Genomic DNA, 13,449 nt, shown 5'->3' with positions numbered 1-13,449 from the left:
ATTTTCCTTAATAAATTTAGTACTTAAATCGCCAGTTTATTTATTCATAAATGAAAAACATCCTTCTACTTTTATGTTTGTTAAATTCCTTCTTGGTATTTGCACAAATATCTCCTGATAAAATTGATATTGTTCGAGATAAATGGGGAGTAGCTCATATTTATGCTGAGAAAGATGCTGAAGTAGCTTATGGCTTGGCATGGGCACATGCAGAAGATGATTTCAAAACCATCCAATCTACTTTATTGGCTGGCAAATTAATGGCAGGTAGACAATTTGGAAAGGATGGAGCTGGAATTGATTTCTTCACACAATTTATTGGAGCACCTGATGTAGTGAAAGAAAAAAAGGATGAACTCTCACCAGAGTTTTTGGCACTCCTGGATGGCTATATTCAAGGTATTAATTCCTATGCACACCATCATAAAAAAGAAGTATTGCATAGAAAGTTATTTCCAGTTACTGAAGATGATATGCTTACGGCTTTTGTTTTATCCCTATCCGCCATGAGCGGTGCAGATAAGGTACTGGGCGATATTGTAGCCAATAAATCATTTAACAATCCTTATGTAGGAATTGGCTCAAATGGAATTGCCATTAGTAAATCTAAAACAACTTCAGGAGAAAGCTTTTTAGCTGTTAATTCTCACCAACCTTTTGAAGGGCCTGCCAGCTGGTATGAAGTCCATTTGAGTAGTGAAGAAGGTTGGAATATGCTGGGTTCATTATTCCCAGGAAGCCCCACTATTTTTCATGGAGTGAATGAAGATTTAGGATGGGCGCATACAGTCAATCACCCAGATAAAATGGATATTTATCAATTACGAATGCATCCTGATAAAAAGGAGCATTACTATTTCGATGGAGAAATCCTAGCTCTTGAAAAGCGGAAAGCTAAATTGAAGGTCAAGATTTTAGGAATTCCTATTCCTATTTCCAAAACCTATTATGAAAGTGTATATGGTCCGACCTTAAAAAATGATCATGGTTTTTTTGCTTTAACTTTTGCTGCAAATCAAGATTTGAAAGCAATCCAACAATGGTATGAAATGACCAAAACAAAAAATCTAGAGCAGTTTAAAAGCGTAGTTTCACAGCTATATTTACCTGATTTTAATATTGTTTATGCCGATAAAGACCATCATATTTATTATGTAAGCAATGCCAAATTACCTGTTAGGAATCAAGCATATAACTGGCGAAACGTTTTGCCAGGTGATACCTCCGCTACCCTATGGAGCAAGTATCATTCTTTTGAAGAATTACCTCAATATACAGATCCAAAGGCAGGTTACTTATTTAATATGAATAATACTCCATTTAATGCTACTGCTTATGATGACAATCTTGATTCTTTGGATTTTCCACAAGAAATGGGTTTTTCTATAACGGATAACAATAGAAGCATTCGATTTCAAAACCTCATGAGCAAAGAAGAGAAATTAAGTTATGAAGATTTTAAAAGGCTAAAATTCGATATCCAGTATCCTGATGAATTTCAATTCAAGGAAAATGTGAATATTGTTTTTGAGCTAAAACCTGAGAATTATCCTGAAATTCAGAAGTCCCTAGAAATCCTTCAAGAGTGGGACAGAAGAGCAGAAAAAGAAAGTATTGGTGCAGGTTTAATGAAAGTGCTGATTAGTAATGCAAAAGGAAAAGAAATTGATAGGGCCACAGCTGTTGAAATTGTTAAAAAATCCCAAGCTCAACTGATAGACGAATTTGGGACAATTGAAGTACCACTTAGTAAGTTACAGGTACATAAGCGAGGGAAGAAAGAAATGGCTATTGATGGACTGCCAGATGTCATTGCACCTATGTACACCATAAAAATGGGAGTGGGCTTGAAGGAAAAGACCTATGTGGGAGAATCCTACATTTTATTAGCTCGATTTGGGGAAGGTTTGCCAAAATTGGAATCCATCATGCCTTATGGAGCATCTTCTAAGCCTGAAAGTCCGCACTACACAGATCAAATGGAGATGTTTGTGAATAAGGAATTAAAACCAATGACCTTAGATAAAGAGGAGATTTATAAAAATGCAGCTAAGGTCTATCATCCTCAGGTTGAATGACGGTTTCCATATAGAGCTCCATATCGAATTGAGATAATTCCGTAGTCCTTTTTAAATACAAAGGATGTCTTGGGTGTCCAGCTTTCAATGGTTTACCAGCAGATAGCCATTGACATTCATAAAATTGACTCATATTAAAAATATCTGATAAACAGTGCTTTAGAAAAGGTCTTGAATCAATAAGATTTCCCCATGCTGCCCATATAAATACCTCATCCTCTTCAAGATAAGATTCAATAATCTCTAGATTCTCTTCATGGTATTTCTTTTCAATTTTGTAATGAAGCAGTTTTGGATCCGCACTTCTTTGAGGATAAATATTCAGCATGATCCAACTATCAAATTGATTGTGACTAGATATTCTTTCCACTGAAGATACTGTTCCATCATATTGTTCAGGTTTGGCCTGACTTGGATTTACACCAATACATATCAAGGTCTTTTTTCCTTTTTTACCTAAAGAATAGCGGTACTCACCACTTTTATCAGTCTCGTAAATCCAATCCATATTATAATTTAAGCTAGGTCTTAAAAGCAAATGTAAATAAAACTTGACATTTCTATTTCCCTATCATTATTTCTAGTCAATAGGACATTGCACTCGGACAAAAAAAATATCTTTTCGATCAATTGGTTTTGGTACTGCTAGTGAGCCATTTTTGCCTTAATTTTTACTGTGTTGGATATGGCCAGTTTGATTGTTTATGATACGTTGCTTTCTTTTTTTGTCCAGTACATACTTGATAGCAAGAGTAGTGCGAGCATCTAGATGCAACTGAAGAAGCTTCTGTTGAAATCTACGTTGAATAATCTTAAGAAGCATTTTGAGGTTGGAAATGCAATAATCGGGTGATCTAGAAAGAATATTAGTTAAACTTGATTTATTATTATTTTTTCCTATCTTTATTATAAAAATCAGTAATATCATGAGGAAGTTTTTATTTCTTATATTTTTTGGAGCATTATTTTTTATTGTGAGTTGTGGCAAAAATGACGATGTTGAGCCAGAAAGTAAATCCTCTTTGATACCCTCTAACGATTTTGATTTTGAAACTTTTGATTGTTCTCAATGTACCTACATTGTTACAGACTATAAAACAGATGGAGCAGAATTGAATTTTAAGCCTGGTGATGTCATTTGTTTAGATAGTGAGATAGCATATGATAGACTTTTGTTTTCAAACATTAATGGGACTGCAGAAAAACCTATTATTATTAGAAATTGTGGTGGTCAGGCAATAATACAAGCTACAAAACCTGGTGGAATTAGTTTTGAGTATTCTTCACATTTTAAATTGCTTGGGGATGGTGGGGGTTCTAATTACGGCATAAAAGTAACTACCAATACTGGTTTTTATGTACTGATGAGAACATTTACCAATCAATTTGAAATAGCCCATTTAGAGATTGCAGGTAATAGTGATGGTTTTGCAGGAATTGGACTAAAAACTAGTCCATATGAGGATTGTCAATTATTTGAAGATCCATCTAGACCTTGGACTATGACTGACATTACTATAAGGAATAATTATGTCCATGATGTAAATGGAGAAGGACTTTACATTGGTCATGGTTTCCATGCTGGGTGGACTGGAAATGCTTGCCCTAATATTGTATATCCTCATGTTATTAAACGACTTAAGGTTTATTCAAATATCATAGAAAACACAGGGTATGATGGTATGCAAATAAAGAATGGAGACGAGGATATTGAGATATATGATAATTATATTTTTAATTATGGTACACGTGGAGAAAATGGTCAGAATGAAGGGGTATTATTAGGAGGTCCTATAACAGGATTATTCTATAATAATGTAATTATTAAAGGTACAGGAAATGGCCTTAGAATGTTAAATATTGGAGGGAATAATGACGTGTATAATAATATCATTATGGAGTCAGGCAAGAGTGGTATTCGTATTGATGGCGGAAACGAATTTGATTTAATATTTAATAATCCTTATTTAAACTTCTTTAATAATCATATCGTAAATTCTGGTGAATATGGCTTTGTTATCTTTGATAAAAGAGCTGCAGACAGGAGATTTAAAAATAATTTAGTCATTAATGCTAGCGATCAGTTGCTTGCTATTGGTTCACAAATAGATGCTATTGATACTTCTCATAATATAACTACTCAGGATTTGGATTTTGTGAAATTTAAGAGTATTAATTCATATGAATTTGAATTACTTCCGGAATCACCGGCAATAGATGCGGGAACTGATCTCTCTAATTTCGGAGTAGATATTGATATCATGAGGAGACCTAGACCTTCCGGATCCGGATTTGATGTTGGAGCTTTTGAACAACAATAAATCTAAATGATTGAAAGTACATTTGATACCTTTTACCTACTTTCTCTAAATAAGTTTTCTGCATCCTGAATTAGTTATAAGTATTATACAGCTCCAAGATTTCTCTATATTTGCTCTTAATAAAAATATTTTTGAAAAAGTTGCCGTTTGTTTTTTGGTGTAGTTATTAATTTAAACGAAAGGCATCAATTAATTTTGCTGTCATGCCGTTCATTTTTAACCGACCTCATCCCTTCATTTTCAATTCCGGAAGTATTCTTATTCCTGGTATTTTTACTTTCCTGTTGATTCTGCTTTTTAGACCACTTGGTTTTAATAGCCTACCATTAAATTATGTTGTAGCTTTTGCATTAGGCTTTGGATTGATTGCCTCAACAGTGGTTTGGTTCACAGTCAAGATTTTGAAATTTATTGCTCCTAAATGGATGGATGAAGATAGTTGGACTTTGGGCAAAGAGGTCCTTTTGATCTTTACGGTGCTGGTTTTTATCGTATTAACTATATTCTTTATTTTTTTCGGTATCAATGTAACCGAGCATGGTCCCTGGGAGCTATTTAAAATGGTTTTCATCAAAACACTTTTATTTAGTGCTTTCCCTATTCTTTTTATGGTATTATTTGAACAATACAATTACCAAAGGAAACAGTTGAAGGAAGCTGAAAAGTTGAATCAAAAAGTAAAAGCAGAAAATGGAGATTTGGATGTTATTCATTCCATTACTGCTGAAAATGGTCAGCTTATTTTGCAGTTAAAGACTAATGAAATCCTTTGGGCGCAATCAGATGGTAATTACCTGGAATTATTTTATTTGAACGAAGCTAAGGAAATCAAGAAAGAGCTCATTCGAAATAGATTAAAAAACTTAGCAGAGCTACTTCCAAATGATACCTTCTTCCATTGCCATAAAAGTTTTCTCATTAATCTGCATCAGGTTCAGAAAGTCCAGGGTAATGCTAGAAACTTTGAAGTTATACTAAGATATGGCAATTCTCCTATACCTGTAGCAAGATCAAAATCTTCCGAATTAAAGCAGAAAATCAGTCGTACTATATAGGTGCTTCCTTTTTATACCTAATCGTTCCCATTAATACCAAACAGTACTCAAGACTGCTCAAATGCTGATTTGACAACTCATATTTGCTTCATCATTCATAAACACAAAAGTAAAAAATGAAGCAGGTTCTATTAGCATTTATTATTTTATTCACTTCTGAATTACTCCATGCGCAAGTTTACATGCAGGAGAAAAGCAAGCATAGATTTGCCCAAACCTATATAGGATTTAATACACAGATAGTACCAGCACAAGGTCAATTTGTATCAGACGGTTTAAGCAATAAATTCCCAACGCTTTTTTCTCCTAGGTTTAATATAGGAGGCTTACATTTCTGGGGAAAATGGGATTTCAATGTAAACCTTCCGCTTGGTCATTTGGGGGATAAAAAAGTGGCAGAAGAAACTGAGTATTTCTTTCAACCAGGAGCAGATTTAAGTGCCCGATACTATCCATGGAGAATGGAATTTGGCAAATTGAGACCTTATGCTGGAGTTTCAGTTAACCAGATGGTTTTCAAGTTGGATCATGAAGAGCTAGGTAGCAGAGATGATTTATTTTTCACTGCATCTCCCTTAGCAGGTGTTTCCTATGCTTATAAGGGGTGGCAACTCAATGCGGAACTCATGTGGGTACCCACGAACAAAAAAGAGTTCTATACAAGCCGAAATCAAAGAGAAATATTCCATTTACCACAAAATTATTTTTCAGTTGGGATTGTAAAGTTTTTCGATACTACACTAAAGGAAGAGAAAGGCTATAAAAATGGATCTACTAAGAGGAAGGAAGACGAATTGAGAAGTAAAGGGAAATTAAATAGCTTTTCTGTAGGAGTCGCACCGAGTGCAGCATATTTCTTGCAAGCCCCGCAATTTTCTCAAGGTGAGCAGCAGTCTTTACCACGGCATAAAGGCGAATTTAATTGGGATTTTGGGCTAGGCTACTTATTTCATGATGCGGGGCTTCATATTGGTTTTAGCTATAGAGATTACAGCTCAAATTCAAATAGTTACGGTCTAGAGCACGTAATTCGAAGAAGATCTGTGGCATTTGAAGTGATAAAATTCTTCTGGGATTACAATGGATTTGTACCATTCATTGGACCAAGCCTTAGCTATGAAAGATGGGGTGCAGCGGAATTTGAGAATGATGTGATGACAAATGAAGTAGCCAGAACTAAAATGATTTCGCCTGGAATTATATTTGGCTGGGACATCATTGCTTCTCCCTTGGAGACCTGGATTTTACGAACAAACCTTCGATATTATCCGCTACAAAAAGTCAAAAATCCTACTGGAGAAATATCAAGAGTCGATCAATTTGAATTCAATATAATTCAATTGGTCATTTATCCAAATAGAATCATAAATACCCGTTGATCAGATGAATTACATAATTCAAAATATATTATACATGCATATTTGCGCAGGGGCGCTTGCTTTATTGAGTGGCGCATTAGCTATAAGTACCACCAAAGGAAAGGAAAAGCATCAAAAAGCTGGGAAAATATACGCAGTGGCAATGTTAGTGGTCTTTATCACTGGAATCACAATTGCTTCATATAAATTCAATAAGTTCTTATTTTTAATCGCTTTCATCAGCTACTACAGTGTTTTTGCTGGAGTTCGCATATTAAAATTGAAAAAGCTTCACAAAGGGCAGGAAGCCAGATGGTTTGATTGGTTGGCAGGATCAATAAATTTCATAGCCAACTTTTCATTTGTTTGCATGGCTGTTTACTATGCTGTGACACCAGATGTAAATGTGCCTGGCGTATTGCTTTCTGCAGGTTTTGGTATAGGGGGAATGTATCTCAGTTACATCAATATGAAACCATTTATTTCCAAACCTGAAAAAGCACATCATTGGTACACTTATCATTTAGGAAATATGATGGGCGGCTATATTGCCACCTTCACAGCTTTTTTCTCCACTATGGTAACGCGATTTGAATTTATGAATCCATTTTTAGCGTTTGCATTACCTTCACTAATCGGAATTCCATTTATAATATATTGGACCAACATAACAGAATTAAAATTTAAGACAAAATGAAAAATATTTTTAACGTAGTATTCATCATCCTTTCCAGTACGTTGACAAGCTGTAGTTATTTGAAAAATGTACAGCTATTGAGTGGTGGAGAATTAAAGCGTCAGCAGTTTGTACAAGCAATCCCTTTTGAGATGAGAAAGGATTTGATTGTGGTAAAAGCAAAAGTAAATGGTGATAGCACAGAGCGAGAATTCATTTTTGATACGGGCGCTTTCAATAGCAAAATTGAAAAGGGATTGGCAGAGTCGCTCAGCTTGAAAACCATCACTACCAAATCCAATTCTACAGCTGCTGGAGTCACTAGAATCATTGAGGTCACTAGAATAGATTCTTTAGTTTTTGGAGAAACGGCTTTTTATAATGTCGGAGCTGGAAAAGTTGAGTATGATGAGCAGTCTGCTAGTCCTTGCATAGCGCAGCATGGTATCATAGGAGCCAATATTATGAAGCTAGCCCACTGGAAAATTGATTACGAACATCAGATGATCTATTTTTCAGATCAACCCTTTGAAGTTAAAGAATCAGCTTTCAATATTGAATTTGATAACCCATTGCTTTCTGGAACGCCCTTGATTAGTATGAAAATAGGAGGAAAGGAAGCGCAGAACATCCTATTTGATTTAGGCTATAATGGTGGTTTGGTATTACCCATTGCCTTAGCCGCAGAATTTGAAGGTAGTGAAAAGATATTTTTCGACAGATCAACTACTGGAATTTACGGAGCCAAAGCGGATACACTTATTGAAAAACAGCTGGAAGTTGAAATTGATGGATTTCAGACTAGTATTCCTGTTAATTTCTCCGCAAACGGAAAAGCGCTCTTGGGCAATGAGTTTTTGAAGCACTTTGAGGTAATCATTAATTATGATAAGAATATAATTCAGTTGATTGAAAGAAAGACTGTAAGTATTGAGCCTAATGCTACATTCATTCCAGGCATTTTGAATGATAATCAATGGGTGGTTGATAGAACTACTGAAGATTTAACTTTTGATTTGGGGGACACATTAACTTCAGTAAATGGCAAAACACCAGACGAATTATTTGATAATTACTGTGACTATCTAATGCATGTTGGGACCCTAATTAATTCGGACAGCTTAAAGCTTGTGAAATCAAATGGAGAAGAATTCATTATTAATAATAAATCTATTTCGAAGTGATGGTCAGAAGAATCACAGTATTAATTTCATATTTCTTACTGAGCTATTCTTTGGTAGCACAAGAATATGATCAAGCAATTGCCAAAGCGAGATTCCTCATTCTGGAACATCAAAAGCAAACTAATATTCCTGGGCTGCAAGTAGCCGTAATGATTGATGGTGAAATGATTTGGAATGAATACATGGGTTATGCTGATCTGGAAAATGCTGTTCCAGTTACGAGCAAAACTCAGTTTAGAACGGCTAGTCTTGCAAAACCATTGACCTCTATAGCACTAGGAAAAATGCTGGAAGATAATCTGATAAGTTTAGACAATACTGTTGAAGATTTCTATCCTGATTATCCTGCTCCCACAAAGCAAATTACAGTACGGCAATTAGCCGGCTCTATTTCAGGAATTCGACATTATAATGATGCCGACCCTAAGTTCAGAACTGAAAATTATGAAACCGTGGAAGAAGCATTAGCTATTTTTCGAGATGATCCACTGGATTTTGAGCCAGCTACTGAATATGGCTATTCAAGCTATGGCTGGGTACTCTTGAGCGCTATAATGGAGAAAGCTGCTGGTGTTTCTTTTGAAAAAATAATGAATATCAGTTGGAATCAGCTTGGAGTTGACAATACTTCATTTGATTCTCCTAATCATGATTCTGAGGACATCAGTAAATTTTATATTAAAGGAAGAAAAAGCAGGGAATTGGCAGCTTTTGAAAATAGGTCATTCATGTATGCTGGTGGCGGTTATTTGTCAACTGCGGAAGATTTGGTCAGAATTGGGCATCAGTTTATCAATTTCGATTTTCTCAAAAAATCAACAGTAGATACATTGACCAAGTCATTACATCTCAAGAATGGAGCGTTGACCTACTATGGATTGGGATGGGAGCTAGGATCAAGCAAAATCGATACTGAAGTCTGGTATCATAATGGAAGCATGCCTACTGCCAGAACGCACTGGGTGCTTTTGCCAGAAGAGAAGATAGTATTTGCTTATATGAGTAATACAGGCGAACATGTATTCTTTAATGATGCAGAAGCACACGCCATCGCCAAAATTTTTCTGGATGCCAAAAGAGCAAAAGCAGGTCTTAATTCAAACAGTGAGTATTTGACTGGAGTATGGACAGGTAAAGTCACTTCTTTATATGACAAAAGGAAAAAAGCTAAACTCACATTAAAAAGGACTGAAAATAATATAATTACAGGAGAAATCGAGTTCAAGAGAAGTCGTAAGAAAAAAACTTATCCAGTTGTTATAAACGGAAGTACAAAGGATTCCCTGCACCTAATAGCCGTGACGCCCATGTTTGCCGATTTTCATTTACGAATAAATTCCAATGACAATTTAGAGGGAGAGTGGCAACACGAATTTGTGCGCAAGCCTAATGAGGATGAAGATGAATTTTGGAAAGGAAGGGAAGTATCATTTAAAAAGTGATACAATTTAAATTCTGGTTAAATAAAGTGAATAGGTCAAGATGGAATAACATTACTTAGATTTCTAGTGAAATTATTCGGAAACTGCTATATTTACTAGTGTATTAACTCTAGTAGACTTTACTTTTAAAAAAAAATGAAATTCCTGAAAATAGTAGCTAAAGCTATTGCAGTACTTATTTCAGTTATCGTAATTTTTATTCTGGCCGTGTTTATATTGGATAACCAAAACACTCGTTATCTAAAAATTTCAAACCATCCTGAAGGGGAAAGAAATTCTTATCTGATTAAAAATGTAAATATTGTACCCATGTCCTCCGATACTATTTTAGTTGATAAAATGGTGCTTATCGAAGATGGAGTTATTACTGAAATTTCAAGTGATATTAGTGTAGGGCAACACATTGTCATTGATGGTAAAGATCAATATATAATACCTGGATTGATCGATATGCATGTGCATGTTTGGGATAAATATGAATTAGGTTTGTATTTAGCCAATGGAGTAACTACTGTAAGAAATTTATGGGGTCAGCCCATGCATTTAAGAATGAAGGAACTGATTGAATCTGGAGAGATTTTAAGTCCTATTTTTTTTACTAGTGGCCCCAAGTTGACGGGTTCAGAATTCATGGGGGATGATAATTATCAGATTTTCAGTGAAGAAGAAGCTCGACAGGTAGTTATAGATACGAAGGAAAAAGGCTATGATTTCATCAAAACCTATTATGGATTACCTCAGGAGTATTTTGACGTGGTTATAGATCAAGCTAAGTTGAGCGGATTGGATATTGCAGCGCATCCGAGTAATAAAGTTTCTTATGATTATCATTTTAATCCGCAGATTAAAACTATTGAGCATGCAGAAGATATAGTACAGCAACCATTAGAATACAAATTGGATTCAGCGAAATTGGAAGAAGTAGTGGAAGATTTCTCGAAAGCTGAAGGTACATCCTTTTGCCCCACACTTACTGTATATCACAATATTTATAAAATGATTATCAATGATAGTATTCTAAATTCATCGGATTTAGATTATATGAATCCCTTAATAAGGATGGTGGATAGTGAGGCGCAATTTAGTCGATGGAATAGTGCGAAAAGAAATGAAAGCACAATTGAAAGCAGCATTAAAAATCAACATGAATTTCATTTATTGGCTATTAAAAAATTGCATGAGGCTGGGGTAAACATAGTTTGTGGTACTGATGCGGGAATAGGGGTGACTATTCCAGGAAAATCCATTCATCAAGAACTTGCATTTTACAAGCAGGCTGGACTAAGCAATTATGAAGTTTTAAAAACAGCGACCATAAATCCATCCAAAACTCATAATTTTTTAAATGACTTGGGTACCATTGAAAGTGGTAAAGTGGCAAATTTGTTACTTATCGATGATAATCCTCTTGATAATTTAGCTGCACTAGAACAACCTCAGATTGTCTTTTCTGGGGGCAGAATGATCAATCGAACTACCCTCGATACTTTTGAGGTAAAAGCAGCAGAAAGATCAAATCTTTTAGCATCAGCCTTCCGTTATGTTGAATTTTTACTTTTTAAATAAATCTTTGAAAGTTCTGCTATGTCACAAATTATTACTTTTCAAAAGGCTCTAACTATAAGCCAGTTATTGATTGGCTTCTTAACTGCATTTCACATCTTGATTGTATCCCTCACGCTTTTTGAGATCGATTTTTTTATGAAATATACTTGGGGTGGGGAAATTACAAGTTCAGATGAGTTTATAAAATTGGAGATGATTTCAATCTTGGCTTCAAGCTTCTGTTTTTCATTGATTTTATTAAGAAAGAATGCTAAATCTACAGTTTGGTTAATGATATCAAGAATAGGCTTGAGTTTATTCTTTTTAATGTTTCTGTTAAATACCCTAGGAAATATATTGGCGGCATCGGTCTTTGAGAAATCCTTAGCTTTAGTAACAATTATGATTGCCATACTACTGCTTAGGATTATTTTAGAGCCAATTAGAAAAAGATAATGGAAGGCTTTTTTACTTTTCAATTTTTTTGATTTTTCCTGTTACTATGAGGATGTAGAATGTAATTGCCACACTTAATAATACGGACATGATCATCATGATTTTATTATTTTTTGGTGAATAAGAATAGAGTGTGATTCGATATCACACTCTAGATTTCAATTATTTTGAAGCTAAAAAACTGTCCACCTGATTAAAAAACCACTTAGGCTCATCGTAGAAAATAAAATGATAGGCTTCATCAGCTACTGCCACTTTTACATTTTTGATGTCTTTGCATTGCGATTTGTAATTGTTTTCAACAGCTTGTTTTGTACTTCCATATTGTTCATAGGCAGCCCATGCGCCCAATACTAAAACAGGCGTTTTTACTTTACTCATTTCCGAACGAATATCGGTGGTGTACATTTCTCCATAAGCTTGAGTAGTAACAGTTCTATTACTGTTAATTCCCATTTCTACCACTTCTGCTCTTTTTTCAGGAGTTGCAATCATTCCGGAAATAATCATATTTTGCTGTTGTGCAAAAGCATCTTCACTTACATTTTTCATATTTGCCTGCATCTGTTGAGCCATGTTTTGTGCTCTTTCAGGAGTGAGCCCTGGCATTTGGATAGCAGGAAAATAGGGAATCCCATCAACTGAAATGATCTTGGCAAAAAGATCAGGAGCCTCTGAAGCGGCCCAGAGCGATAGAAAACCTCCCATGCTATGTCCCATTAGTATTGAATTCCTTAATTCATTAGTTTTTACATAGTCAATCAACTCATCTCTAACCTCTTTTAGGAAATGCTCACTTTCTACGCTTTCCTTATTTCCAAATCCTTTTAAAGTAACCAGGTGAATTTCGTAATCATTTTTGTAGTGCTCAGTTACTTCATTCCAGACATCGGCTGAGCAGGACATTCCATGGATTAGAATCATGGGTTGTCCCTTTCCTACAACTGTTGTGCTTATAATTCCTTCTGCTTTCATTGTATTTACCATAAATAGAATTGCTAAGGCAAAAAAGACTGTGTGTAATTTGTAAATAAGTTTTTGCATGAGTTTTTTGATTTTGTTTGCCCAAATCAACTCATAGATTTTTAAATAGGTAAATTTGATTGACCAGTGGAATCAATTTCTTGACCAAATGCATTTTATGAGTATATTATTGTTTACTTCCCCGCACTGGTTCAAGCGTCTCGCTTGAAACTAAAATCTAAAAGAATGAACCTTACTTAAGCTAAAAACAAAGTCTAAGCGAGACGCTTAGACCAGAGAAGGACCCTTAGACCAGAGAAACCTAGTAAACCAACCTTTAATGACATGTTACATTCATTTCGGTTGGTATG

General features: G+C 35.1%; 11 protein-coding genes. 9 read left to right on the top strand and 2 right to left on the bottom strand.

Annotated features, from left to right (window positions below; all coding sequences use genetic code 11):
* The first annotated feature begins 50 nt into the window (after window positions 1-50).
* A complete protein-coding gene (locus ABWH96_RS12455; RefSeq protein ID WP_375577860.1) occupies window positions 51-2,078 on the top strand; it encodes a penicillin acylase family protein in 2,028 nt (675 codons plus the stop codon).
* On the opposite strand, the gene ABWH96_RS12450 is transcribed toward ABWH96_RS12455, so the two are convergent.
* The gene (locus ABWH96_RS12450) at window positions 2,050-2,586 is read right to left on the bottom strand and encodes a DUF1643 domain-containing protein (RefSeq protein ID WP_375577859.1); all 537 of its coding nucleotides are present in this window, start codon (window positions 2,584-2,586) and stop codon (window positions 2,050-2,052) included. The genes ABWH96_RS12455 and ABWH96_RS12450 overlap by 29 nt on opposite strands.
* A gap of 418 nt (window positions 2,587-3,004) precedes the next feature.
* Between ABWH96_RS12450 and ABWH96_RS12445 the strand changes: the two genes are divergently transcribed.
* The 8 genes from ABWH96_RS12445 to ABWH96_RS12410 all read left to right on the top strand — a co-directional run bounded on the left by ABWH96_RS12445 (window position 3,005) and on the right by ABWH96_RS12410 (window position 12,115).
* A complete protein-coding gene (locus tag ABWH96_RS12445) occupies window positions 3,005-4,399 on the top strand; it encodes a choice-of-anchor Q domain-containing protein (protein ID WP_375577858.1) in 1,395 nt (464 codons plus the stop codon).
* A gap of 203 nt (window positions 4,400-4,602) precedes the next feature.
* Window positions 4,603-5,454 (top strand): LytR/AlgR family response regulator transcription factor, encoded by an 852-nt coding sequence (locus ABWH96_RS12440; protein ID WP_375577857.1) that lies wholly within the window; start codon window positions 4,603-4,605, stop codon window positions 5,452-5,454.
* A gap of 116 nt (window positions 5,455-5,570) precedes the next feature.
* Window positions 5,571-6,833 carry a hypothetical protein gene (locus tag ABWH96_RS12435; RefSeq protein WP_375577856.1) on the top strand — a complete coding sequence of 421 codons (1,263 nt, stop codon included), beginning with the start codon at window positions 5,571-5,573 and terminating at the stop codon, window positions 6,831-6,833.
* A 34-nt stretch (window positions 6,834-6,867) separates the two neighbouring features.
* A complete protein-coding gene (locus ABWH96_RS12430; protein ID WP_375577855.1) occupies window positions 6,868-7,509 on the top strand; it encodes a hypothetical protein in 642 nt (213 codons plus the stop codon).
* The gene (locus ABWH96_RS12425; protein ID WP_375577854.1) at window positions 7,506-8,672 is read left to right on the top strand and encodes an aspartyl protease family protein; all 1,167 of its coding nucleotides are present in this window, start codon (window positions 7,506-7,508) and stop codon (window positions 8,670-8,672) included. The genes ABWH96_RS12430 and ABWH96_RS12425 overlap by 4 nt, the downstream gene beginning before the upstream one ends.
* Window positions 8,672-10,114, top strand: a complete 1,443-nt coding sequence (locus ABWH96_RS12420) for a serine hydrolase domain-containing protein (RefSeq protein WP_375577853.1) — start codon at window positions 8,672-8,674, stop codon at window positions 10,112-10,114. Before ABWH96_RS12425 ends, ABWH96_RS12420 begins: the two co-directional genes overlap by 1 nt.
* Before the next feature lie 135 nt (window positions 10,115-10,249).
* Window positions 10,250-11,680, top strand: coding sequence for an amidohydrolase family protein (locus ABWH96_RS12415; RefSeq protein ID WP_375577852.1), 1,431 nt, complete (start codon window positions 10,250-10,252; stop codon window positions 11,678-11,680).
* Window positions 11,681-11,698: 18 nt separating this feature from the next.
* A complete protein-coding gene (locus ABWH96_RS12410; protein ID WP_375577851.1) occupies window positions 11,699-12,115 on the top strand; it encodes a hypothetical protein in 417 nt (138 codons plus the stop codon).
* Between the two features lie 162 nt (window positions 12,116-12,277).
* On the opposite strand, the gene ABWH96_RS12405 is transcribed toward ABWH96_RS12410, so the two are convergent.
* A complete protein-coding gene (locus ABWH96_RS12405) occupies window positions 12,278-13,159 on the bottom strand; it encodes an alpha/beta fold hydrolase (RefSeq protein ID WP_375577850.1) in 882 nt (293 codons plus the stop codon).
* Window positions 13,160-13,449: the final 290 nt, after the last annotated feature.

It is taken from the genome of Marivirga tractuosa, assembly GCF_042140215.1.
GTDB classification, from domain to species: domain Bacteria; phylum Bacteroidota; class Bacteroidia; order Cytophagales; family Cyclobacteriaceae; genus Marivirga; species Marivirga tractuosa_A.
Note: the sequence above shows the minus strand (reverse complement) of the source record. Positions and strands in the feature narration are given on the sequence as shown.

Bases quoted from the DNA above. Each gene is read 5' to 3' on its own strand.
- ABWH96_RS12435 (WP_375577856.1), top strand. From the start codon at position 5,571: ATGAAGCAGGTTCTATTAGCATTTATTATTTTATTCACTTCTGAATTA.
- ABWH96_RS12450 (WP_375577859.1), bottom strand. From the start codon at position 2,586: ATGGATTGGATTTACGAGACTGATAAAAGTGGTGAGTACCGCTATTCT.
- ABWH96_RS12420 (WP_375577853.1), top strand. From the start codon at position 8,672: ATGGTCAGAAGAATCACAGTATTAATTTCATATTTCTTACTGAGCTAT.
- ABWH96_RS12455 (WP_375577860.1), top strand. From the start codon at position 51: ATGAAAAACATCCTTCTACTTTTATGTTTGTTAAATTCCTTCTTGGTA.
- ABWH96_RS12445 (WP_375577858.1), top strand. From the start codon at position 3,005: ATGAGGAAGTTTTTATTTCTTATATTTTTTGGAGCATTATTTTTTATT.
- ABWH96_RS12405 (WP_375577850.1), bottom strand. From the start codon at position 13,159: ATGCAAAAACTTATTTACAAATTACACACAGTCTTTTTTGCCTTAGCA.
- ABWH96_RS12425 (WP_375577854.1), top strand. From the start codon at position 7,506: ATGAAAAATATTTTTAACGTAGTATTCATCATCCTTTCCAGTACGTTG.
- ABWH96_RS12430 (WP_375577855.1), top strand. From the start codon at position 6,868: ATGCATATTTGCGCAGGGGCGCTTGCTTTATTGAGTGGCGCATTAGCT.
- ABWH96_RS12440 (WP_375577857.1), top strand. From the start codon at position 4,603: ATGCCGTTCATTTTTAACCGACCTCATCCCTTCATTTTCAATTCCGGA.
- ABWH96_RS12410 (WP_375577851.1), top strand. From the start codon at position 11,699: ATGTCACAAATTATTACTTTTCAAAAGGCTCTAACTATAAGCCAGTTA.
- ABWH96_RS12415 (WP_375577852.1), top strand. From the start codon at position 10,250: ATGAAATTCCTGAAAATAGTAGCTAAAGCTATTGCAGTACTTATTTCA.